This is a genomic window from Euryarchaeota archaeon, from assembly GCA_016207515.1.
Lineage (GTDB): Archaea > Thermoplasmatota > SW-10-69-26 > JACQPN01 > JACQPN01 > JACQPN01.
On sequence record JACQPN010000021.1, the window covers coordinates 1 to 23,536 of the forward strand.

Consider the following 23,536-nt stretch of genomic DNA (forward strand, 5'->3'; position numbering starts at 1 on the left):
AGACGGGCGGATTGACCGGGCGCAATAGCGCCTCATGCACGATTCGAGTGCGAAGAGATGAATGCCCATACATTCACAAGCGCGTGAGGGGGTTACTTGCCACGGACGCCGCCTCATCATAGAGATGATGCGACTTTTCGCCCTAGCGCAAACCGGGGTTTGCGCTGGGCCGAGCGCAAGCTTCGCTTGCGCTTCGGCAAAAGTTGCTGCGGAGTCACCTGGCGGGCCACATTTCTTCTCAAAGAAAACGGAAACATTCACGGCGGGGTCGTCGCCTAGTTGGCGGGTCTACGGGACAATCCTCGTGAGAGCGCCTCTATCGCGGGCCGGTTCTCCTCGAACCATTTCTTGAGCTCGGCGAGTTCGGCAGAGACCTTTTCCTTCTCCGCCTCCGTCTCCTCGTAGACCGTGTAGAGTTTCGCGAGCCTCTCGCGCTCGGTCTCGATCTTGGAGTTGAGGTCTTTGTTGTCCGCCTTGTAGTGTTCGAGTTCGGATATCTCGCTTCTCAGTCCTTCGAACTCGGCGAGTCTGCGGCGAAGCTCGTTCGACTCCTCCTCGAGCGATCGGACCTTCGTGTCCTTCTGGTTGATGACGCCCTCGATCTCGTAGAGGTTCGTGTCCTTCGCCTTCAACTCGTCCTCAAGGCGTGCCGTCTTCTCTTGAAGCGACCGCACGTCCTTCTCCTGCGTCTTGTAGATGTCCCAGAGTTTCACGAGCCGCTCCTCCTCGTCCTGGAGCCGTCGGCGGTCTGCGGCGGAGCGGTCCTCGGCCGTCCTTGTGGCGCCCGTCGCCTCGTTGACCCTCGCTTCGAGGCCGTCGATGAGGGCCATGAGGCTGTCGAGGTAAGACGTGTCGAGCCGTTGGCGGAAGCGTTCGAGCGAGTCGGCATCCCGCTTGACCTCGCTTTGGATGCGGCGCAGTTCCGCGTTTACCGCTTCGAGGCGGGTCTTGAGTTCGTCGCCTCCAGCAGCGCTTGGTTCGGCCATTCTTCCGGCCGCGAGATGTGCTCCATGCCCTTAAATATTGTTTGAGACTCGCCCGGCCACCGAAAAAGATGAAGTGGAGGCGTCGGTTGGGGAGTGCGTGCGCTACGCGGCAAAACTCGCCTACCAGGGGAGTGCTTTCCACGGCAGCCAGCGCCAGCCGCACGCTAGGACCGTTGAAGGGGACCTCTTGGAGTCGCTTGGCGCCGTCGGTGCCATCGATTCGGCCGAGGCCGCCCACTTCGCTTTTGCGGGCAGGACCGACCGCGGTGTCTCGGCGCTTGGGAACGTCGCGGCGTTCGATACTGGCTTTCGCCGCGATGAACTCCTGTCGGCGATCAACGCGAACATGCGGGACGCGTGGGTGTGGGCGATCGCGGAAAGGCCGTCGGCGTTCAATCCTCGGCACGCGAAGGCGCGTACCTATAAGTACATACTTGACGAGCGGGCCCTGTCCCCGGCCCGCAGCGAAAGGTCGAAGGCCGCCGCGGAAACGTTATCGACCGCTTTCAACGACGCGCTCCAGGTTTTCGTCGGCGAGCACGATTTCACCAGTTTCGCCCGGATCGAGCCGGGTGTCAACCCGGTGCGAAGGATCGATTCCATAAACGCGGTACCACGCTCCGGATTCGTCGAGGCGACCTTCGTCGGCGAGAGTTTCCTTTGGCACCAGGTGCGTCGCATCGTCGAGGCGGCGCGACGCGTGGCAGCCGGCGACATTCCTCTGAAGACGGTCGAACTCGCCCTCTCTCGCGAACGCGAAGCGGATCTCGGCATTTCTCCCCCGGATGGGCTGATCCTCATGGACGTCGCATACGACTTCTCATTCACGACGGATGAGCGCGCCGCCCGCGGAGCCCGCGAGGAGATCCAACGACGGCTCGCCGCCGCGACGCTTTCCGGACGCGTATTCGAGGAGATCGGCGCGTTCTAGCGCGGCCCGCCGCGCCGCAAATATATAAAAAAGGGGACCGCCTTGGCCCCCAAAAGCGGTGGCTCCATGGATATCTCCTCGATCCTGTCGCGTTACGACAAGAACAGACTGACGGTCGCCACCGTCTGCTCGCACTCGTCGCTCCAAATCTTCAACGGGGCCCGCAAGGAGGGCTTTCGCACGTTGGGCCTCTGTGTCGGAAAGCCTCCACGATACTACGACGCGTTCCCCTTAGGGAGACCCGACGAGTTTCTGTCGGTTGCGAGCCTCAAGGACATCGAGGCGTACCAGAAGGACCTCGTGAAGAGGAACGCGATCCTCGTCCCGCACGGGAGCCTCGTCGAGTACATGGGGACCGACGTCTTCGAGCGCGTCCCGGTCCCGACGTTCGGCAACCGCAAGGTGCTCCAATGGGAAAGCGACCGCGAGCGGTCGCGTAAATGGCTCGAATCGGCGGGGCTTCGCATGCCGGAGGTCATCGCCGATCCGAAAGACATCAACAAGCCGGTCATCGTGAAATACGACGGGGCGAAAGGCGGCCGCGGCTTCTTCATCGCCAGAAACCACGAGGAGTTCAAGCAAAGGATCGATCTCACGAAACGGTTCACGATCCAGGAGTTCGTCCTCGGGACGCGCTATTATATCTCCTACTTCTATTCGCCGCTACGCACCGATGGCTACCGCCTCTCAAAGGGATCATTGGAGATGCTTTCGATGGACCGGCGCGACGAATCCATCATCGACGAGGCGCACAGGCTCGGCTCCATCTACGAATTGGAGAAGATGGGCATCACGCCGACCTTCGTCGTCACGGGAAACGTGCCGATGGTGATGCGCGAGTCGCTCCTGCCGCAGGTCTTCGAGATGGGCGCGAACGCCGTCGAGCGCTCGATAGAGCTCTTCGGCGGCATGGTGGGACCGTTCTGCCTTGAAACCGTCGTCACGGACAAATTGGAGTTCAAGGTGTTCGAGATATCCGCCCGCATCGTCGCCGGCACGAACATCTACATCTCCGGTAGCCCCTACAGCGACCTCGTGGAGCCGGATCTTTCGACAGGCAAGCGTATCGCCCAAGAGCTGAAACGCGCGGTCAAGATGGATGCGTTGGACAAAGTAGTGAGTTAGGCAGCGGCGATCCGATCGAAGGGACCCCCCGGCGGGCCTCGCCCCCGGTACGAACTGTTATTACAGATTCGTGGCCATCGGGTCTTGACAGAATGCCGATTCCCTCGTTGAGCGCGATAGAAGGCGCGTTCCTGGTGAAGGCGTCATGCCGCGCGGTCCTTCGACTCACGGGCAAGGGGCTCGTGAAGACACTGCAAGACATCCTGTCAAACGACGTCGAAAAGATCGCGGGCGGCTCGGTCGCAACTTCGCTCCTCCTCACGCCGAAGGGCAAACCCGTTGCGGTCTTCGATGTCTTAGGCGGCGATGAGGCCGTCGAGATAGTGACGGACGTCGAATCGGTCGAGGAACTCACGAGGGAGCTCGGTCGTTACGCCCGTGTCGCCCGGGCGAGGCTTGAGCTCGCCGACGCGGTCGCGATGACGCTTTACGGCTCAAAGACCGTGGACACGATCGAAAAGGCCGAGGCCGGCCTCAAGGGGATCCATGACTCGCGCGGAGTCGTCACCATCCTCGCCCGGCCCGACGCGCATATCGCAACTGAGGCGAGCCTTTCGAAAGCAGGCGCCGTGGTCGTTTCGCGCGAGGACTTTGACCGCGCGCGGGTCAAGGCCGGCGTGTCATGGGGCGGGCACGAGATAGTGCCCGAATACTTCCCGCAGGAATTGGGGCTCGGGGGACTCATAGATTACAAGAAGGGCTGTTTCGTCGGACAGGAAACGATGGCGCGGCTCAAGAACTTCGGGCACACGAACCGCGAACTTGTTGGCATTGAGGCCGCGAGCGGCACACGTGTTTTGGTCGGCGCGGCCGTTCGTGTGGGTGGAGCGCAAGTCGGAACCACTACCAGCGCGATCGGTGGCGCTGCACTCGCGGTCGTGAGGACCGGCGCAGCCATTGAAGGCTTGGACGTCGAGATCGACGCCGCGACCAATCCGGTCCCATTCAAAGTAAGGACCATCGCAGGAATCCACGAGTGACGAATACGAGGCCGAGCAAAGAGCGGCATGGTTTTTGGCCTTGATCCATGGCCCCGCTTACGGTCCTATGGTTGCCGTCGAGGATGGGCAAACAGTGCGACTCCAAGGGGGACGGCGAGTGCGACTAGGAGCGCGGGACCAGGAGTTCGCGCTACCCCGTCGATGTCGCCGTTGGCGACCGACGTTTCCGGGCCGAGGCGGCCCTCCGCCGGACTATCGTCGGTGGTCGGGACAATAACCTCGAACTTTCCCTCAACCGCGTCGGACTCCACATTGGGTTGCGGGAATTCGTAACTTCCGGTGGGCTGGCCGGTGTTGTGGTAGGCAATAATCTTGAATTCCCTCATTTCGTCGGACGGGAAATTCGCGCGCGTGAGCGGAAGCACCCACACAAACTTGTTGTCCTCCGGTTGCGCCGTCCAACCTATGAATCCGGCACTCTCCGCACGCTCTTCCGTGCGGTTTCGATGAAGTTCCGTGAATCCCTCCGTGCGTCGTTCCTCAACGGGAACGGTGCCATCGAAAGAGAGCTCGAACAAATAGGTGTAGTCCGCGCTCTTGTACCAGGCTCGGTACCTCCAAGAATCGGTCATGGTGCCGTTGCGTTGATTCGAGAAGCTTGAGAGGTCTCGCAGATTCAATTCCAGTATTGCCCGCGACGACGTTTGTGCGAGGTTCACACTTAGAATGTCGACAGAGTCTTTCGCGGCAGAGGCAATCCAGGGAATCGTAATAGGTTTCACAGGCGTGACTAGGAAGGCGCTTACATCCCCCGCCGGGTCGTGCAAAATCTGGGGCTCACTCGACGTTGCGGATGCGATCCCGCCTAGACTTGGGATAATGAGTACCAAGAATACGATTAGAACGCCCGTTCCCGCACCGTTCACGATTTTTTCACCGTCTTCCGATATATATATATATCGGTGGCATTGAAACGCCGGGGTTCGAATGGGGCGAACAATTCTGGTAGCGGTTTTTCTCATGTGCGGAACGATGACTTTTTCGCCCGGTGTCCTTGCCGACCATTGCCGCGAAGGTTGGACGCATACGGACGCGGGTGCATGTGATCCTCCGACCTGCCCGGCCGGGGACGTATTCACGGTTTACCCCGAGGATCGTTGCGTGGATGGGCACGAATTCTGTGGCCAATTTGGCCAAGTACCGGTGTACAACCAAGATACCGGGCGCACCACATGTGCCAACGACGCTGACGACGACGGTGTGGGCGATCCCGTGGACAATTGCCCGGACGAGGCCAACCCGGGTCAGGAGGACGGTAACAATGATGGAATCGGTACGGCGTGTGACCCGTGCGAAACGCCGAGTGTGCTCACTCCAAGGGAATACGTGGATTGCGTCGTGATGAACTGGCAGAACTACTAGGGCATCCATGTGTATCTGACCGACGTGGACCGTCGGGGCTCGTTCCGCCCGAATGGCGCGAATCGGGCGCGCCTCCTCAGATGACCAAAGGATAATCCGTGGCGAGCGCGTGGGCCGCGCGTGCTCACACTCATCCTCGCGGATGCTGAACTCGAACGCGTCCCGCCGCAGATAGCAGGGCATCCATCGGTGCGCGTCCACTCCAAGAAGGCGCAGAAGAAGGGCGAGTGGCTGATGCTCGATTCGTCGCTTCACCACAAGGCCCTCGAATCCGTCCCGGACGGGGATCGTCGTGGGCGCCCCGACATCGTGCACCTGTTCCTCCTCACGGCCCTCGACTCGATCCTCAACATCGAAGGGGGCCTACGCGTCTACGTCCACACGCGCGACGACATGCTCATCACGGTCGACCCGAAGACGCGCATTATGCGCAACTACAACCGCTTCGTGGGGCTCGTCGAGCAGTTGTTCCACGTGGGGCGCGTGCCCCGCGAAGGCGAACCGTTGATGACGTTGGAGAGGGACGTGACGCTCGTGGATGCGGTGGAGCGCGCGAAGGCGGACCGCGTCATAGTCCTGTCAGAAGCGGGAAAACGCGTCGCGGTCCACGAATTCCTGGAGGAAGTCGGGTCGGCGAGCGAAAACGTCTGCATCGTCATCGGAGGCTTTCCAAAGGGAGAGTTCAGAAGCGACGTGTCAAAGATCGCGGGGGAGACTTTCTCCTTCCACACCTCCGCCTTGTCCGCGTGGGTCGTGGCCGCCGAGGTCATAGTCAATTGGGAACGGATCGCACTGGACCGATCGAAGGGCCCGGCGGAGGGGACCGCGGCGAAGGCGAGCGGGACCTTGAAAGGCTCAGGATTGAATCGGGAGCGGTTCCGCTAGCGGATCCGGAAGAGACGAGATCGCTCCCTACTGCTCCTGCTGCTTCGGAAGGTCCGCGACGAGTTCCACGAGCACGCCCATCTCGCCTCTTAGCTTCGGCCCGGTAAGAAGGGTGCCTGCGAACCCGCGGCTGCCTTGGCTGTTTTGCGTCGCGTCTGGAGCCGTGCAGTTCTCGTAGCAGTTGTCGGAGATCGAGGACCAAGGCCGGCCTCCCGTGTCGATGACGATGTCGATGAAGTCCGTGTTCCCGCCGCAGCGCACACCGCGGCCACAGTTCGCGCCGCCGCGTGCCACCGGGTCGCCCGGTTCATGGAGCGTGACGGTGACGATAGTCGGTTGTGAATCGAGCGCGTTCGTCGAAAGGCCCATGTACGCGTACCAGGCAACCTTTTGCATCTCGTCTTGCGTGCGCTCGCCCGTGAGGTTGTACGGGTCATCCTGTTCCGATCCGATGTATGCGAACGCGATGCGGCCGGCGGAGCCCGCGGCTATCGTGGCGTATGAAAGGCCCTTGACCTGCGGGGCCCCCACGATTATCGGGTCGCTCCATGTCGCCCCCTGGTCGGACGAGTGGGCGAAGTAAGCGAGGGCATCGTCGTTTCCCTCCCAGAGGGCGTAAAGGTTGCCGGCCTCGTCGACTGCGAGATTCAGCTCGTGGCCGGCGATCGGCACCTTTTCGCTCACGGTGTGGATCGTCCATGTCTTCCCATCGTCCTTGGTGACCGCGACTTGCGGGACGCCGCATTGGCCTTTCGGCAGGTAGACCGTCCCATCGGGCGCCGCCTTGAGGTGGCCATGGAGACCGCCGCAGAGCCCGTTCAACGCTCCGTTGAGGGCACCGTTCGGCGGGTCGCTTGCATCGATCTCGGCGTCCTCCGCCTGATAGCCGAGCCACACGGTGACGAGAGGACCCCACGTGACGCCGCCATCGAGGCTCGTGGCGCAGGAACTCCTATACACCTGGTTGATGCAGTAATAAAGGACGCTCGCGTATCCGGACGTCGTGACGGTGCGGGGTTTGGCGGCGACTATCGTCTGGTGATCGTGGACACCCGGGGGCAGGCCGCAGCCAGCGGGGTTTCGCTCCCAAGTCTTCCCCTCGTCGTCGCTCCAGCGCAGATAATCGCAGACGGTCCCGAGCAGGTCGATGCTATAGACGCGGTCCGTGGCCGGGTCGACATAAACGTAAGGATCGTTGGTGACCGGGGGTTCCGTGTGCCCGGTGGGAAGCTTTGGCGACACGTCCTTCCACGTGAGCCCCGTGTCGATGGTGCGCATTATTCTCGGGCCGCCCCCTTGCGCGGACATGAATACGGCGCCGCTTTTCGTGACGCCGATAGTGGGCTCGGCGACGGGCGCGGGAACGATACGTGCTATTCCCTTGGCAAGGATGAGTTCGGTCAGGACATCGGTCGAGGGGCCCGTCGTGACTGTCGCCGACGTGTCGAGAGCCCCCGTCGCCTTGTGGACGGTGGTCCCCGTGGGAGCGGTTGATGGCACGCCGGACAGCTGGTCGGAGACGAGGTCCGGGGTCGGCGCGTTCGAGACGCAGCCGGCGAACGCCGTCGCGATGAATATGAAGACTATGCCAATACTGATGCCCCCCTTACCCTGACGTTTCATCACGCAAAACTAGCCGCTGCATTGTTAAGAAGGTTGTTGACCACCGGTTGCCCGACCTCGGCCGTGGTTATATATGGCCCGCCGACCGCGCTCTCTCTAATTCTGTCCGATGTCGGCGCCCATTGGCGGCGCTTCCACGTAGGCTGAGACCGCAACGATCGGCAGAGACACCATGGAAGCTTCGACCGCCCCGTCGTGGCTGAAGCCTTGTGCGCCGAGAAGCGATGCATCGTGGGGTTTGGCGGGGTAGAGCCTGAATTCCGTGTAACGCCCCTCTTCGAGGATCCAATCCGGGTCTTCGGACTTGAGCGATAGGCCGATCGAATGGCCGGCCTCGAAGACCGTCTCCTGCGCGTACATCTTGAACGTGATCTTCGTCGCCTTGTCCATCTCCATCGGTGTCCCCTTGTCTCGGCTTTCGCGGTGACGTAGATCAAGGAAGCCCTTGTTCACCCACTTCATGGTGCCATTGGGGGCGACGTCGAAGAGTGTGAGCGACAGGTGGGCGTTGTCGCGGTTGATCGCGAGATACAGACTCACCGTGGGCTCGCCCGCGGACGCCATCGCGGCGTCGAGCGGGTCGCTCTTGAAGAAGAGCCGGTCGGGTGCATCCACGGGCGCGTCGGGGATCATCGATTGACCAGTCTCGTAGCGCCCCGCTTCCTCCAAGTTGGTCCTGAACTTGATCGGCTCATGGTCGTCCTCGGCCTTGAGTTTGAGGCCGCCGCGCGTCAAGTGCAAGTCCAAAGCCGATACCGGCGCGGGTGGCCACGTCGATTCCGTGTGCCAGCGGCCCGTGTTGTCTTGCACGAGGACGGCCGGTTCGTCCATTATGCCGTTGTCCTGGCAAGGAGAGCCGTCCGCGTTTGGCGTCCCGCCGGTCGAGCCGCAGAAGCCGTCCTTCAACCAGTAGTCGAACCATCGGGTCAACGTCTCATTCCAGTCGCTTCTCGACCATTCTTTGTTGAACCTGTTGTTGTTCGGGTAATCGTGCGCCCATTGGCCGAGCCACATCTTCTTCGGGCTCTTGATCGAGTCCCACTGGGGGATCGCGTTGTCTATCTTCACGTTCCAATCCTGGAGACCGTGGATGAGGAACACCGAGGCCTTGACGTTCCCGAGTTTCCCAGAGTAGTCGCGCTCGTCCCAGAAGGCATCGTGGTCGCCGTCGACACCGGTGGTGTAGCCTTTCGGCAGGTTTTCTGCGACTTCGGGGCAAAGGCTTTCGGCCGCGCGGTTCGGGTGCGGGCTGAAAGCCACGGGCGAATTCGGGTTCGCGTTGACTGGCGGAAAACCCATATCCCAGTCGATGAGCATCGTGTAATAAGTCGGGAAGAGGACTCCGCCGCCCGAGCTTCCCCAGTATGAGATGCCTTCGCGGTACATGTAGCGGTACATGTCGGTGATGCCGCTGATGGGGACGATGGTCTTCAGCGCCTCCGGCGCCCCGATGGCGGCCTCCCAGGGCGTGGTGCCGTCGTAGGACTTGCCGACCATTCCGACGCGGCCGTTCGACCAAGGTTGTTTTCCGAGCCATTCGACAAGCTGTTGTGCGTCCTTCTGCTCCTTCTCGCCGCCGAAGTCGTAGCATGCGCCGGAGTTCCCCGTTCCCCGGACACTCGAATGGACGACCGTGTAGCCGCGGGGGACGAAGTACTTGACGATGAAACCGTGGAAGCCGAGCCCCGTGTCGGTGGTGTTGTCCAGATTGGAGTTGCCGTAGTACGGCGAGAGGTCGAGGATGACGGGGGTCTTCGTCCCGTCAGGGACTTCGGGCTTGAAAATCGCGACATCGAGTTCGATCCCGTCGAACGCTTTCAAGAACGACTGCTCAACCGGAAGGATCCGGTGGATCGGGAGAGAGATCGCGCTGCTTCCGACGTCGATTCTCGCGTCGGGGGCGGCTTGGGGTGTCGAGATGCAGCCCGAAAGCGCGAGTGCGAACATCAGGGCGGTGGCGCCTGCGATCCTCATTATAGTACTGGTCCTCGGGAAGGAAGCCCGGTTTGCGCCACTTATAATTTGTTGTGCAAGCGTGTGGTCGGCCTGGAGCACATTGGGCCACGTCAAGCCTGCGCATCGGCCACGGCCCGTGGAAGCGGACGCTTGTTCGCGGCCTGTGTTGGGTCGCGGAAACGGTACCGGGTCATGTGGAATGGCGGCAGCCGCTTGTCGCGGGCTCTCGGGCCAGTGCCAATGGCCCTCGCTCCAATAAGTATTAAGTATGGCCCAGGTGACATTCGGCCTGTGAAATCCGGGGCGATCCTCGTAATCCTCCTGCTCATCGCCGGGAGTCTCGCCTTGCCGTCCGCGTCCGCCGCGCCCCAATTGGTCCATCACTATCCGCAAGTCGAGCAGGAACTGCGCGCGATCGAGACCGCGCACCCCGACCTTGCGACCGTGAAATCCATCGGAAAGAGTTCGCTCGGCCTCGACCTGTGGCACATAATGCTCACCGACATGAAAGTCACGGGCCTCGCGGACTCGCGATGCTCGTCCGCTGGCTCCTCGGCGGAAGGAGCCGCCTGTGGTCCCAAGTACAAAGTCTACATGGACGGCGGCCACCACGGGAACGAGGTCCTGGGCGTGGAACTCGTCTTCCTCTACATCAACTACCTCGTCCTCGGCTACGACGCGAAGGACCCCGAGGTGATGAACCTCCTCGCCCAGAACGAATTCCATCTAACTCCGATGTTGAACCCCGACGGGAACATGCTCGACACGCGAAAGAACGGCAACCAGGTGGACCTCAACAGGAACTACCCGTACGAGTGGGGCACCGACGGGGCAAGCGCCGATATCACGGCGGGGAACTACCACGGGCCGCAACCCCTCTCAGAATCGGAGATCAGGGCGAACACGGAGCTCGCGGCCAAGAACGACTGGGACGTCTGGGTAACGATGCACACGGGTGTAGCGGAGTTCTACTGGCCTTGGAGCTACACGAACGACGACCCTCCGGACCACGAGATGTTCGTCGCGATGGAGAAGCCCTTCGAGGCCGCGACCAACGGGCGCGTGGACGCGATGCAGTCGGCGGAACTCTACATCGCGGACGGCGACACCGAGGACTTCGCGTACGGAAGCCTTGGTATCCCCGCGTTCGTCTTCGAGGTCCACGAGGACCAGACCGTGCCGGTCTACCCCGAGGAGCTCACGGGTGTCTTGAAGGACCAGTTCAACGGCCTCAAATGGGTCGTCGCGAACACGCCGAAGTACGGAGCGAACCTCACCGTGGTATCGGCTGAACGATCCGGCGCCCTGCTGAACCTCACGCTCAGAAACGACGGCTTGGGCCCAGCTCGAAACCTTTCCTTGGCCGTCAAGGTGGGAGGTCAAGCCCAATACGTGTCTTCTGGCGGCTTGAACGGCGACGAACGCTTGGCGCCGGGCGCGACCACGACGCTGACGATTCCGCTCGGCGCGGCCCCCGTGGGATCCATTGAAGTCTCGGGAACGTATTCGCAGCTTCTCATCGGATCATCACGCACGAAGACGCTCGCCTACTCCTCGGGCGAGGCGTCGCCACTCGGACTTTCCGACGGACCCGCGCGAGTGCCCGGGTTCGAGCTTCCGCTCGTGATGCTCACCGCACTCGCGGCAGTCACGTTTTCCCGACGCAAGGCCTGAACCGCGTTCCGCCTTCTGTCGATCCACATCGCCGTCCCGAGCGCGAGCGCCGTGGCGGCGAGAAGGCCCGGCGCCGCATCGAAAGCGGACGTGACGATGTCCGAGGCCGCCGTCGTGACCGGATTGTTCCCTGTTGTTTCCCCGTAACCGGCGCTACGCTCGGTGTTCCCGCGCGCCTTCCCCGGAGGCGTCAAGGGTTCATCGGCGTACGGGATCCCCTCGCCGAAGCCCGAGACGCGGTCCCCGTGCCCGCCACCGGTTCCCGAGGGCCCATCAGCCGTCCCCCACCAGTTGCGATCGAATTCGGTCGAATGTTTGCCACCGACCACCCCAGCGTCCGAGTTGTCGAAGATGTCGTTTTCCGCGATCCGGTGGCTTCCATCAGCGATCGTGATGCCGCGCTCGTTGTCGTGGATGCTGTTCGCCTCGACGAGGAAGCTCCCGCCGTCGAGAACGACGCCGTCGGCGCTACGCGAGACGTCGTTTCCCTTGAGTCTCCCGGTCGCGTCGTGGAGGGCGAAGCCTTGACCGTTTTCCTTCACGCGGTTGTCGGCGATACGGGCGTCGCTGGTTTCCGACACCGAGACCGCTTCGCCCAGGTTCGCCTCAATGACGTTTCGAGAGATGTCCAGCGGCATCGCGCCGTTCGCCTTCACGCCGCCGTCGTTTTCCCGCAACGTGTTGGAGCGCGCGATGAGCGAGGAGGTCCCAGGCGAACTGGAGTCGATCTCCACGGCGTAAGCGCCCGCACGCGTGATGGTGTTCCCTTCGAGGGTCGCCGTGGAATCGAACATGGATATCCCCGCATCTTCGCTCTCCCGGATGACGTTCGAGCCGATCGTCGCCTCCACGTCCCCTCGAAGGAGTATCCCGTGGTAGTCGCGCGTAAGGATGTTGCGCTCGATCGTGACGTTCTCCGCGTTCCCCAGCACGATCCCGGAGTAGCGGTACCGTCCACCGGTGTCCTTCCCGTCGATTATGGTGTTGTCGCTTATCACGAGGTGGAATCTCGTGTTGAGGACGATGATCCCGTCCTGGGCCCTTGCCGAGACGGTCCACCCGGAGAGCCGGAACGGATCGTCCGCGGTCCCCTTGCCGCCGCCGACACCGTTTTTCAAGATGGTGTCACCAAGGAGGAGTTCGGCGTCGCCGTTGATGATGATCGGCGCGTGATGGCTCGTCTTCCCCGCGTCGATGTCTATCGCCGCGCCCAGAGGATCTTCTGGGGTGACGGAAAGGAGATCCACGGGAAGTGCGGCGGCGGCACTGCTTGCCACGAGTAGTGCAAGGATGACCGCCGGGCGGGAGGACATCGACAGTCCTTTGATCGTCAAGGTTGAAACCAGGAGCGCTCGGGCGCGAATGCAAAAAATGGTGTTGTGGCCTAGGGGCAAAAGGCCCCATGGCAATCGTCAAGAACGCGGGCACAGAACGTCGCAACGCCTTGGGGCGTCCAGTGGCACCAGCGTCGCCGAGTCAGCCGGGCTGCCCGTCAACGGTCTACCCGTCAACACCAGCCGTATCGGCGTTTCGACGAGCCACAGATGCTCAGCGGCCGGCACCTACAGGGTGACGCTCACCGTGACCGATGACGGCGGCGCCAAGCCGACCGACTCGGGCTACGACTGCAGGCGGTACGAGGGCGATACCGGCGAGTCGTACACCCTCACGGATCCGGCCGCCGCTGTTGGGGAATCCGGGTGAAGGTGTTCTCCGGCTCGGCGAGCGTGAGCTACGAGATAAGGGCCACGTACTGAGGCCTCACAAGTCCAATGAGCGGGTGCGGCGTTGACGCCGCCCGTGGTTGGGGTCACCGCACCAGGCCCAATCCGCAGGCTCCACCATTTCCTTTGGAGCGCTTCAAAGCCGAAACCTGGTGACGATTCGTCACGCACATAAATGGCGACCGTCATTGGGCGCCCCGGCGAAAATCCGGTGATCCGATTCTGGCCCCGTCCCGTTGGCACGGGAACGTTTATCTTCCGACCTTCGATATTCGGGTGACCCGCCGGGGGGCGGGTGATTTGGAGGTGAGGTTGGAGAATGTCCAGGCTCCTGTCGGTCACGTGCCGTCTTAGTGGGAGCCGCGCGTCGTACGCATCTTTCCATTCGGGGTTTGGAGGCTGGAGCGTAGAACACTTATCGACGGTCGGCAAGGACCGTCGAACGGATATCAACAAACGAAAGTGAAAATTCTCATGAAAAGAACTTTGTCAATCTTCGTTGCGATAGCGATGCTTGGAGTGCCGGCCGCGATGGCCCTTCCCGACGTAGGGACGCCCACCGTGCCCGAGACAGGCCCGACACGATGGATCGTCGGCTTCTACGAGATGCCCGACATCAAGGAAGGGGACCTCTACCTTGGCGAGCGCGTCGTCAGCACGACGCCGCAGGGAGGCTTCATCACCATAGAGACGATGAACTTCGACCTATTCGAGGCGAAGGCGAACCTCGACGAGAACGTGCAGTGGATCGAGACCGACTTCTCCGACCACCAGCTCTTCTTCTCGCCGAACGACTTCTACGTCGCCCACTCGTCGAACTGGGGCATGAACAAGATCGGTCTACCGACCGCATGGGACACGACCCTCGGCTCGACCTCCATCAAGGACGGTCACCTCGACTCCGGCCGCGTCATCGGCCACGAGGACCTCTCTGGGACGCGCTTCCAGAACGGTTTCGACTACAAGAACAATGACGCGACCCCGGACGACAACTCGGGCTGCAGCTGGCACGGTTCGCACACGAGCGGAACCGTCGCGGCGACGATCAACAACGCCAAGGGCTTCCCCGGCACGGCACAGGTCACGCTGCGGTCAATCAAGATCTTCGGCACCAAGGGGAACTGCCTAGCGGCCTCGACCACGGGGATCGCAAACGCGATCTACGAAGCTGGTAACCAAGGGAGCCACCTTAGCTCGAACAGCTGGGGCGGCGGCGCGTTCTCGACCGCGATAAACAACGCCATCAACACGGCGCGCGGCCAGGGGACGATCTTCGTCGCAGCGGCCGGAAACGGCGGCTGCAGCAACTGCATAGGGCAGCCTTGGCTCCCACAAGAAGCGAACGTCATCATCGTGACGGCGACCGACGTGAATGATGCGGGCGCCTCCTTCAACTCGAAGGGTCCGCAGACGGACGTCTCCGCTCCCGGTGTGGGCATCGGCAGCGCAGGTGGGCCGGGCAATAGCTACTATGTCATGTCGGGAACGTCGATGGCCACCCCGTACGTGACGGGCGTCGCTGGGCTCATCAAGACGCTCCACCCGACCTGGACGGAGCTCCAAGTCGAGGGCTGCTTGAAGAGCACCTCGCTCGACCTAGGTTCGGCCGGCGAGGACGACACCTTCGGCGCGGGCCGTATCAGGGCGAACCTCGCGGTAGGCTGCGTCTAAGCCTGGCTGATTCTGCCGCGCAGGTAGAAGTTGGAAGGCGGAGGGGAAAGGCGCGGGCGAGACGCTCGCGCCGTCTTTTTCCTTTTTTTATCGATGATAGCCGTACGCCCCGCGTTCGCTAGCCTCGGCGCCGATCGGATTGCGCCCGAAAGAATCACGACTTCCGCCGGCAACGAGATGGAACACGGTCCGCGCCCACTTTTTTATATCCCCTCGCCGTTGGCTCGCCGCCGCCAGAGGCGAGCCTTCATGGACACGAGGATATTGTTCGCCGCCGCGCTCGCGCTCGTTATCTTGTCATCCTCGGAGGCGACGGCGCGCGATTTCGATATCACCGTGGACGCGGACGGGGCTGTCTCTTTCACGACCGGCGACGCCTCGGTGATGGGTCCCGTGGACAACACGCCAGACGCCCGGTCTGAATGGCGCTTCGACAACGCGCTCGGAAGCATCAACGGCTCCATCACGTTCGAGGGCTTTTGGAACGTGACGCACCCGCGCCAGCCGCTCCCGAAGATCGACGGCACCTACTTCGCCGAGTGGCACGGCGACCCGACGGACGGGGCCCGTGAGGACGAGAATTTCACGAACGTGACGGGGACCGTCGACCGGCAGGTGTTCCTCTTCTCGTTCGCCCCCAACACCGTCACGTCGGCGCGCACTCTCCTTTTCGAGAAGGACACGACACCGCCGGGGTACACGCTGGGGGAGATCACGAACATCACGCACTACTCTTTCCTCATCGTCACGAACACGACGGAACCGGCGCTCGCCGACCTTCTCATTCGTCCCATGGCAGGAGGCGAGTACGTCATCAACCCCACGCCGTTTCCCGCGCGCCGCCAGAACTTCCCCGTCCAAGGCCTCCAACCGGCGACCACGTACGATTTCACGATCGAATTCTGGGACTTCTCGATGAACCACGTGAAAAGCGAGGTGCTCACGATGACCACGGCGCGTAAGCCCACGCCACCGCCTCCGATCCTCCTGAGCCTGTTCCCAGAGGACAATGCGTCCCTTCCAAAGAGCCCAGACGCGATCCGCGCGCGGGTCGTAAGCCCCAACGTGCCGCTCGTACACGGCGATGTCCGCCTCATACTCGACCTCAAGGAGTACACGCCGAACAGCACGTTCGATGGGGCGAACTTCACGTACGTGCCGGACAAGGCGCTCGCAGCTGGCCTCCACAAGGCAAGTCTCGATGTGACCGATTCGGCCGGTGGGTTCCTGCGCGTGATCTGGCGTTTTACGGTCGAACCGCAACGGGTGCCAGGATTCGAAGTCGCCCTCCTCGCTTCGGCGCTCGCGTGCGCAGCGACCGTTCTCAGGCGGCGCGTGTGAGGCGAGGCGCCCGGGATCGGGGACCACGTAGCCTTCTCACGTCTCGGATCATCGCCATCGCCGCTGCGACGTCGCTTATCGTCGGCGCAGTCCCTGCGAGCGCGAAGAGCTTCGACGTGCATTTCCTTGGGCAGAGCCCCGAGCCCGGCGAGACTTACGTGGGGACGCCTCTTGCCATCTTCGCCAACTACACATTCGAAGGGGACGCGGTCCCGGCGCGCACAGTCATCATCCTCGACGGGCGTAACGTCACATCGGGAGCCGCCGTGGGGCCCAACGGTTTCTTCGTCCTCCCGCCTCGGATACTGGAGATCGGCAAGCACAACGTGACGCTGGAGTTCTACGATGAACCCGGAGAGGTGACGACCGCGGGATGGGAGTTCACCGTCCGTCGCTCGGAAAGCCGCGGGGGGTTGGCGCCAGAGCTTGCCGTGTCCATCGTCTGGCTTCTCATCATCATAGCATCCATCGAACTCCTCGGCAGACGCCGCGAGTGATTGTGGATGAGTCCACCGTTTCCGAAAGGGTTTCCCCGGTCGGCCTAGTTTTGCGCGCCTGGCGTCCCGGTCTTGAAGTCCCAGCCGTACGAAACGTCTGGAAGCTCCACCCATTGGTTGGTCCGCGGATCGTTGGCGGTGTCGTTCAGCACCGCCGTCCTGTCCACTTCGACGTCCCAGAGGTTCGTGAGGACGACGGTCTCGTTTACATTGTCAAGGAACTGTCCTTCCGTGAAGTTCACCTGCAGGAATCCGTCGGCCGGAATGGTCGCCCCTTGTGGAAGTAAGAGGATCTTCTGTTCGCCGTGGAGCGCCCTTACGACCCACCCCGACACATCGACTTCCGAGAACTCCTCGTTGTGAAGCTCAAGCCACTCGTTTCCCGCGTCGCCGCCGTCTGGGTTCGCTTCCACTTCGTTGATGCGGACCATGGCGCACGCGGGCTCCCAAACAGTCGGCGCGTGGCGAAGCACGTTCTGGCCCTTGATCGTAAGGTTCCACGTGGCATCCGCTCCCACCAACATTGTGAGGTCGATCGTGTAATCGCCGCCTGCCGGGGCGGTCGCCAGGAACTTACCGAAGCCGGGCGAGGTCACGCTCTGATTCCCGACCTCGGCACCGGTTGAGTCGATGAGTTCGACGAGGAACCGGAACGCGATGCTAGCCGAAGGGCTGTCTTCGCCCACGACGAATTCGCTCGGCTCGTAATGGAGATCGAACCGGATGTTCCGATGGCACTGGTCTACGCTTATCGGAAAACGCGCGAGGTTCACGGGCTCGACGCCCTCGACGAGCAGACCGGCCAAGAAGTGGCCGCTCTGGTCAGCATACACGGGAACCTCGTCGAGACCCACCGCCGCTACGCTGGGACCCAAGAATAGCGTTACCGCGAGCACCGGAATCCCTCGGTCGAGCATGCCTCCCGGCACCTGATGCGCGCTGAGCCTTAAAACGGTTTTTCGGGTAAAGCCGGCCGGTCGGGGGAACGTCCTCCACCCGTCAATCTTCCGGGTAGCCGTTTCAACTGCATCAGTTGCGCCGGGAAACCCGGTTTCTCTCCGCCAGTCTGCCTTATGACGGGGTGCTGCGATTCTCGTAGCGGGGTTGGTGCGGGAGGTTGGTTCGACTTCTTGCCTAAAGGGGGAGCGGGCGCTCCAGCATCGCTGCACCATTCCGAGGTGAAAACTTGAAGAATGGAGTGAAGAACGGAACATTGGCGGCAGCTGTTTTGCTGGTGGTCGGAATCCTTCCCGCGCAAGCGCTTCCTGATGAGGGGCTCATCGGAGACGCGTTGACACCCGGGAATTACATCGTCGGCTTCTACAAGGACCCGTTCCTGAAAGCCGGCCAGGAGTACATGGGCGAACCCATCCTCGCAGTGGACCATGAACTCCTTTACATCATCGTCGAAGTCGATGACCCGGCGCTTTTCCAAGCGCGAGTCACCCTTGACGACGCGGTGCGCTACGTCCAATTCGACGATCCGAACTACGCGCACTTGAACTTCGTCCCGAACGACACGCAGTACAGCGCCGCAGGCCACTGGGGCTCCAAGAAGATCGGTGCGGAGGCCGCATGGGATCGGACCCTCGGCTCGACAAGCGTCAAGGTCGGCATGATCGACTCCGGGATATTCGCGACGCACGAAGACGTCGTCGGCTCTCGACTACTCGCCGGCTGGGATTTCGTGAACAACGACGCGACCCCGAACGACGAGTCCGGTTGCAGCTACCACGGGAGCCACACGAGCGGAACGGCCGGCGCAACGATCAACAACGCGAAAGGGATTGCGGGGATGTCGCAGCATTCGATTCTCCCTATCAAAGGCCTCGGCGGCGTGGGCTGTTCGGCGAGCTCCAGCATGCTCGCGAACTCGCTGCGCTTCGTGCGTGACCAAGGCGGCCACATAAGCAGCAACTCATGGGGTGGCGGCGGTGTCGACACCCTCATCAACGACGCGATACAGTACGCGCACGACGGCGGTGTTATCCACATTGCGGCGGCGGGTAACTCGGGTCCATGCACTAACTGCGTTGGCCAGCCGTGGAAGTCGAAGCCGACGGTCACCATCATCGTCGCCTCGACGACCTCGACGGACACGCAGTCCTCGTTCTCCAGCGAAGGCAGCGAGGTGGACGTATCCGCGCCCGGTTCGAGCATCCTCTCGCTCGGCGGGGGTGTGAGCACTTACCAGACGCTCTCCGGAACCTCCATGGCCACGCCCCACGTCGCGGGCACGGCGGCGCTTCTCAAGGCGCAGAACCCGGGCTGGACGTTCGCGGACGTCGACAACCGCCTTAAGACGACGGCGGTCGACCTCGGCCCCGCGGGATGGGACACGGACTTCGGCTACGGCCGCATCAACGCGGACGCGGCGACCGCAGGCGGACCCCCGCCTGCTGCTGCCTGTGGCGACGGACTCGACAACGACGGCGACGGTCTTACGGACTACCCGGCGGATCCGGGCTGCACGTCGACCTCCGACACCGACGAGTTCAACGCGCCTTCGGGTTGCAGCGGCGGCCCCGCGAACAACTGCTTCGCGAGCGCCACGACGATGTCTGCCGGCGGACAGACGATAACGCAATCGAGCGTCGGAGCGACCACGGAGACCGGTGAGCCAGCCCCATGTGGAAGCATCGGCGGCACCGTCTGGTTCAACTGGACGCCGACGACCTCGGGCACTGCGACCTTCGAAACGGCCGGTTCGAACTTCGACACCGTCCTCGCGGTCTACACGGGCTCGTCCTTGACGGCCTTGACGAACCTCAACTGCAACGACGACATCTCGGGCACCGACCTCGATTCGAGGATCGTCAGCTCCGTGACGGCCGGAACGACTTACCGCATCCAGGCGGGAGGCTACGCCAGTGCCACGGGCACGACGCTCGTGATGCGCGTCGTCGCGCCGGCGGCCTGCAGCGGCCCGACCGGGAACTGCTTCTCGACTGCGGTCGGGATCACCTCGATCCCCTATACGCAGACGAAGAGCACCGTGGGAGCGACCCTTGAGACGGGCGAGCCGCGGCCTTGTGGATCGATCGGCGCGACGGTGTGGTACACCTACACGCCGGCGACGACGGGGACCCGTGTTGCGGACACGATGGGCTCGAACTTCGACACCGTCGTCGCGGTCTACACGGGCTCGTCCTTGACGGCGTTGACGAACGTCGGCTGCAACGACGACATCTCGGGGAGCGACCTCGACAGCCGCGTGACGTGGACGGCGACCGCCGGAGTCACCTACCGCATACAGGTGGGCGGCTACAACGGTGCCACGGGAAGCAGCATGGTCTTCCACCTGAACTAGCGGGGAAGATCGTCGGGGGGCGATGTCGCCCCCATTTTCCTTTTCTTTTTTTTGATGTAGCGATGGGCCTCAGGTGGAACGTCCGTGAAGCATACGGTTCAGGCGATCCATGCCGAACGCTGATCCCTCGCCAGCGAACCGAAGCCTTGCAGTCATCGGACGGAAGCCAGTGGCCGGGCCGATGATTCTCTTGCCTCCGCCAACAAATGTCAATCAGGAGACCGTAGCAGCATCGACCGGGGCGAATTTCTTTCGATCGTCTTGCTTCCACCTCGCCACAAAGGTTAATCTCGCGACCATTGATGCACGCAACGTGCGCCGGGAGGCGCGCCGTTGCCGGCGGCCCACGCCGCCGGTTTCGCAGACACCCGCGATTTCGGGGTGCCAGCACCGCAAGGTGGAGAAAGAGATGACGGCAAGACAACGCAGACTACAATCAGCGCAAGCGAGATCGATAAACGCAATCGTCGCGATCTCAATGATCACGGCCGGGTTGGGACTTTCAGGTCTAGTCGGGGCAAGCCACGACACCACGGCGCCGACCTCTTCGGCGACCGTCAACGGGACCGTCGGTCTCGCAGGTTGGTACACGGGCTCGGTCACGATCCAACTGACGGCGACAGACGACCTCTCCGGCGTCGTTGCCATCTACTACGTCGCCGATGGCGGCGCGACGACCCTGTACGACGACGCGGCGCGGCCGGCATTTGGCACGCAGGGGTCGCATACGTTCAAGTTCTGGGCCGTGGACAATGAGACGAACGTGGAGACCGAGAAGTGGAACAACGTGAGCATTGACGTTGCGGCCCCACTGCTCGCGATCATTGCGCCCGATGACATCTCCGACTCCGGGACCGCCGTTCTATCGCGCGGTAACATCACGTTCCAGACGGAAGCCGCGGACCCGGCGAGCGGATTGAAGAACGTCCGCCTCCTATTGGACGGTGTCGTCGTCGTTTTCAGCGCGTCGACTGGCGGCCTGTACTCGTACACTTGGGACGCGACGAATGCCATGGTCGGTCAACACTCGTTCACGATCCGGGCGTTCGACAACGCCGGTCACCAAGCCGAGAAAACGCTGAAAGTCGTTATTCTTCCGTAGAGACCCCAAGGGGGCCCGATGGCCCCCTCTTCCTTTTCCCGTCCTAGTTCTCGGCGGCCGAAGGATTATCTCGCTTCGCGGCGATGCGCCGCCGTGGACGTCCCCCTCATCGCGGAGCGCTACATCGCCGAGGACGGCGAACAGCTCATCGACATCTGGAGGAATAGCGCCCGCGAACGCGTGTCGCCGCCGGTGTTGCCGTACTGCTTCTCGCAAGACGGGCTCAACGGCGGCTTCGTCACCGAGGAGCGTGTTCCCGTCCGGCCCCTCTCGTCGCTCAAGACCGAAGAGTGGTGGCGCTATTCGTTCCGCAACGTGACCGGAATAAGCGAGGCTTCGAGGAACGCCCGACCGCTCACCACGGCGGACGACCACGTCGCGTTCGTGGAGCGCCTTCTCGTCGATTTCCCCGATTTCTACAGGGGTTTCGCGAACAGCGACGAGTTGAAGATGCTCTTTCTCGACATCGAGCAGTACACCGAAGGCCGCGGCTTCCCGACTTACAAGGACCCGATGATCAGCATCGCGTGGGCCGTCAACGATTCGCCCGTCGAGTGCGCGCTCGCGACGTCGAAGGACGACCGCGATGTCCTCAAGCGTTTCCTGGAGGCCTTTCGGCGCCTCGACCCCGACGTGATCGTCGGTTACAACGTGCAGGCGTACGACCTCACGACCATTTTTCGCAGGATGCACTACCACGGGATCGACTGGAGAGCGATGTCGCGCGATTCCTCGCAACCCCGCCTCGGCGAGGACGTCTACGTCCCCGGCCGGGCAATCTATGACGTCTACGATTCCGTGAAGTACGACCAGACGCTCTACGGGATCAAAGGGCGGCGTCTCAAGGATGTGGGCGAGTGGATGGGCTTCGACGTCATCCGCGAGGACACATCGAACACGGCGGCGCTACTTGGAAGCGAACGCCTCGCGGCGTACAACATCAGCGACGTCGAACTGACACGTAAGCTCACCAACGTCTACTTCAGGAATTTTCTGGAGCTTGCGGACTTCTATGGGGCGCCGCTCAACCTCATCCTCCGTTCGACGCCCAACATCCACACCAACATCCTCCAAGGCCGCGTGTTCGCAAGGCTTTCGCCCCGGATAGTCTCCGATGGGCGTAACGACGAGCGGTTCCCGGCGTTCTATGGAAGCGCTTCCGAGAAGGCGTTCGAGGCGGCGGTCGTCGACATCTACAAGCGGGGACGCTTCGAGCCGCTCCACAAGCTCGATTTCTCGTCGATGTTCCCGTCCATCATGGTGAGTCTTGGCGCGGGAAGCGACAACACGCGGATAATCGGGACCGAGCCGTATGGTGCTTTCAGCGTGGAAAAGCGCGGCACGACGCGCATCTACCACATCCCGGACAAGACGAGGGACTGGAACGTGCTCGTCTCGATCGAAGGCCGTAGCATGACGGCCGAAGAGGTCGAGAAACTCATCAAACGGCGCCTAGAGTTGAAGCGGGAATCCAAGGAGACGACCGATGCGCGCGTACGCGATCGGTTGAACGCCCGTCAATCGGCGATGAAGATCATCCTGAACTCGATATATGGCGTCATGGGCTCGAGGCACGCAAGGTACGGGTCGCTTCCCGTTGCCATCGCAATCGTCGGCGTCGGGCGCCAACTCATACGGTTCGTGGAGGCGTACCTCGGCGACTCGAAGATCGAGACCGACACGGATGGCGTGTACTGCGACCGCGCTGTCGATCTTGACGACCTCAATCGAAGGCTCGAGACCTACGTGCGAAACGAATTGGGCGCGGAGTTCAAGCTCGGCATCGAACAGGATTCATACAGGAGCGGCTACTTCCACGAGAAGAAATCATACCTGCTCCTTCTCAAGGACGGTAGGCTCGAAAAGCACGGCGTCGCATTCAAGGGGTCGTCGCTTTGCGGCGTGTTCGACAAGACACTGGACCGGATCGCGCAGTCACTGCTTTCCGGCGACGGCCGCGAGCGCGACGTCGCCAAGTCATGCCTCGATCTCGAATCGTATGCGCCGGCCGATTTCGTGATGCGTCTCAGGTTCGGCAAGGAGGCGGACGATTACAAGAGCGACAACGCCCTAGGGGCCCAACTCGGGCGTGCCTTCAAGACGCTCCATGGTCGCGACCCGCTCGTCGGCGAGAGCGTCGAGTACGTGAAGACGAAAGACGGGTTCGATATAGTCTCGGAGAACGCGTTGGGGTGTCTCGACATGCAGTACTACAAGGCCCAAGTGGAGTCCATCGCGGAGCGTTTGGGGATACGTCTGAAGCCATCGCAGGCCTCCCTCGCCGCTTGGACCCCCTCTTAAACTTGATTCGTTACTCCCTATGGTTACCACCGAATGTTCTTTGCTTG

Annotated in this window: 17 protein-coding genes; 11 read left to right on the plus strand and 6 right to left on the minus strand. The window is 62.2% G+C overall.

Features of this window, described 5'->3' with window-relative positions:
- Window positions 1–275 precede the first annotated feature (275 nt).
- A complete protein-coding gene (locus HY556_08580; GenBank protein ID MBI4393832.1) occupies window positions 276–986 on the minus strand; it encodes a hypothetical protein in 711 nt (236 codons plus the stop codon).
- 73 nt (window positions 987–1,059) lie between these two features.
- On the opposite strand from HY556_08580, the gene truA reads away from it, so the two are divergent.
- The 3 genes from truA (at window position 1,060) to HY556_08595 (ending at window position 4,022) form a co-directional block, all read left to right on the plus strand.
- Window positions 1,060–1,917 carry a tRNA pseudouridine(38-40) synthase TruA gene (truA, locus tag HY556_08585; protein MBI4393833.1) on the plus strand — a complete coding sequence of 286 codons (858 nt, stop codon included), beginning with the start codon at window positions 1,060–1,062 and terminating at the stop codon, window positions 1,915–1,917.
- Between the two features lie 66 nt (window positions 1,918–1,983).
- Window positions 1,984–3,042 carry a formate--phosphoribosylaminoimidazolecarboxamide ligase gene (locus HY556_08590; protein ID MBI4393834.1) on the plus strand — a complete coding sequence of 353 codons (1,059 nt, stop codon included), beginning with the start codon at window positions 1,984–1,986 and terminating at the stop codon, window positions 3,040–3,042.
- A 92-nt stretch (window positions 3,043–3,134) separates the two neighbouring features.
- Window positions 3,135–4,022, plus strand: a complete 888-nt coding sequence (locus HY556_08595; protein ID MBI4393835.1) for a hypothetical protein — start codon at window positions 3,135–3,137, stop codon at window positions 4,020–4,022.
- A 65-nt stretch (window positions 4,023–4,087) separates the two neighbouring features.
- On the opposite strand, the gene HY556_08600 is transcribed toward HY556_08595, so the two are convergent.
- Window positions 4,088–4,702 (minus strand): hypothetical protein, encoded by a 615-nt coding sequence (locus HY556_08600; protein ID MBI4393836.1) that lies wholly within the window; start codon window positions 4,700–4,702, stop codon window positions 4,088–4,090.
- Window positions 4,703–4,970: 268 nt separating this feature from the next.
- Between HY556_08600 and HY556_08605 the strand changes: the two genes are divergently transcribed.
- Together HY556_08605 and HY556_08610 are read left to right on the plus strand one after the other, a co-directional pair.
- A complete protein-coding gene (locus HY556_08605; GenBank protein MBI4393837.1) occupies window positions 4,971–5,405 on the plus strand; it encodes a thrombospondin type 3 repeat-containing protein in 435 nt (144 codons plus the stop codon).
- A gap of 120 nt (window positions 5,406–5,525) precedes the next feature.
- A complete protein-coding gene (locus HY556_08610) occupies window positions 5,526–6,290 on the plus strand; it encodes a 16S rRNA methyltransferase (GenBank protein MBI4393838.1) in 765 nt (254 codons plus the stop codon).
- A gap of 27 nt (window positions 6,291–6,317) precedes the next feature.
- Here the strand turns inward: HY556_08610 and HY556_08615 are convergent, their stop codons facing one another.
- The 3 genes from HY556_08615 to HY556_08625 all read right to left on the minus strand — a co-directional run bounded on the left by HY556_08615 (window position 6,318) and on the right by HY556_08625 (window position 12,856).
- Window positions 6,318–7,913: an exo-alpha-sialidase gene (locus HY556_08615; GenBank protein MBI4393839.1), complete on the minus strand. Its 1,596-nt coding sequence runs from the start codon at window positions 7,911–7,913 to the stop codon at window positions 6,318–6,320.
- Window positions 7,914–8,009: 96 nt separating this feature from the next.
- Window positions 8,010–9,887 carry a CocE/NonD family hydrolase gene (locus HY556_08620; protein MBI4393840.1) on the minus strand — a complete coding sequence of 626 codons (1,878 nt, stop codon included), beginning with the start codon at window positions 9,885–9,887 and terminating at the stop codon, window positions 8,010–8,012.
- 1,529 nt (window positions 9,888–11,416) lie between these two features.
- Window positions 11,417–12,856, minus strand: coding sequence for a right-handed parallel beta-helix repeat-containing protein (locus tag HY556_08625; protein MBI4393841.1), 1,440 nt, complete (start codon window positions 12,854–12,856; stop codon window positions 11,417–11,419).
- Window positions 12,857–13,741: 885 nt separating this feature from the next.
- On the opposite strand from HY556_08625, the gene HY556_08630 reads away from it, so the two are divergent.
- The 3 genes from HY556_08630 (at window position 13,742) to HY556_08640 (ending at window position 16,776) form a co-directional block, all read left to right on the plus strand.
- On the plus strand, window positions 13,742–14,938 hold the full coding sequence (locus tag HY556_08630; GenBank protein ID MBI4393842.1) for a S8 family serine peptidase: 1,197 nt from the start codon (window positions 13,742–13,744) through the stop codon (window positions 14,936–14,938).
- A gap of 249 nt (window positions 14,939–15,187) precedes the next feature.
- Complete coding sequence (locus tag HY556_08635) at window positions 15,188–16,279, plus strand: hypothetical protein (protein MBI4393843.1); 1,092 nt, start codon at window positions 15,188–15,190, stop codon at window positions 16,277–16,279.
- Window positions 16,276–16,776, plus strand: coding sequence for a hypothetical protein (locus HY556_08640; protein MBI4393844.1), 501 nt, complete (start codon window positions 16,276–16,278; stop codon window positions 16,774–16,776). The genes HY556_08635 and HY556_08640 overlap by 4 nt, the downstream gene beginning before the upstream one ends.
- Window positions 16,777–16,820: 44 nt before the next feature.
- On the opposite strand, the gene HY556_08645 is transcribed toward HY556_08640, so the two are convergent.
- Window positions 16,821–17,693, minus strand: a complete 873-nt coding sequence (locus tag HY556_08645; GenBank protein ID MBI4393845.1) for a lamin tail domain-containing protein — start codon at window positions 17,691–17,693, stop codon at window positions 16,821–16,823.
- A 269-nt stretch (window positions 17,694–17,962) separates the two neighbouring features.
- On the opposite strand from HY556_08645, the gene HY556_08650 reads away from it, so the two are divergent.
- The 3 genes from HY556_08650 to HY556_08660 all read left to right on the plus strand — a co-directional run bounded on the left by HY556_08650 (window position 17,963) and on the right by HY556_08660 (window position 23,489).
- On the plus strand, window positions 17,963–20,086 hold the full coding sequence (locus HY556_08650; GenBank protein MBI4393846.1) for a S8 family serine peptidase: 2,124 nt from the start codon (window positions 17,963–17,965) through the stop codon (window positions 20,084–20,086).
- A 409-nt stretch (window positions 20,087–20,495) separates the two neighbouring features.
- Window positions 20,496–21,188, plus strand: a complete 693-nt coding sequence (locus HY556_08655; protein MBI4393847.1) for an Ig-like domain-containing protein — start codon at window positions 20,496–20,498, stop codon at window positions 21,186–21,188.
- Between the two features lie 93 nt (window positions 21,189–21,281).
- On the plus strand, window positions 21,282–23,489 hold the full coding sequence (locus HY556_08660) for a ribonuclease H-like domain-containing protein (protein MBI4393848.1): 2,208 nt from the start codon (window positions 21,282–21,284) through the stop codon (window positions 23,487–23,489).
- Window positions 23,490–23,536: the final 47 nt, after the last annotated feature.

Coding starts and splice junctions, on each gene's coding strand:
- HY556_08580 (MBI4393832.1), bottom strand. CDS start 986: ATGGCCGAACCAAGCGCTGCTGGAGGCGACGAACTCAAGACCCGCCTC.
- HY556_08590 (MBI4393834.1), top strand. CDS start 1,984: ATGGATATCTCCTCGATCCTGTCGCGTTACGACAAGAACAGACTGACG.
- HY556_08595 (MBI4393835.1), top strand. CDS start 3,135: ATGCCGATTCCCTCGTTGAGCGCGATAGAAGGCGCGTTCCTGGTGAAG.
- HY556_08605 (MBI4393837.1), top strand. CDS start 4,971: ATGGGGCGAACAATTCTGGTAGCGGTTTTTCTCATGTGCGGAACGATG.
- HY556_08615 (MBI4393839.1), bottom strand. CDS start 7,913: ATGAAACGTCAGGGTAAGGGGGGCATCAGTATTGGCATAGTCTTCATA.
- HY556_08620 (MBI4393840.1), bottom strand. CDS start 9,887: ATGAGGATCGCAGGCGCCACCGCCCTGATGTTCGCACTCGCGCTTTCG.
- HY556_08625 (MBI4393841.1), bottom strand. CDS start 12,856: ATGTCCTCCCGCCCGGCGGTCATCCTTGCACTACTCGTGGCAAGCAGT.
- HY556_08630 (MBI4393842.1), top strand. CDS start 13,742: ATGAAAAGAACTTTGTCAATCTTCGTTGCGATAGCGATGCTTGGAGTG.
- HY556_08635 (MBI4393843.1), top strand. CDS start 15,188: ATGGACACGAGGATATTGTTCGCCGCCGCGCTCGCGCTCGTTATCTTG.
- HY556_08645 (MBI4393845.1), bottom strand. CDS start 17,693: ATGCTCGACCGAGGGATTCCGGTGCTCGCGGTAACGCTATTCTTGGGT.
- HY556_08655 (MBI4393847.1), top strand. CDS start 20,496: ATGACGGCAAGACAACGCAGACTACAATCAGCGCAAGCGAGATCGATA.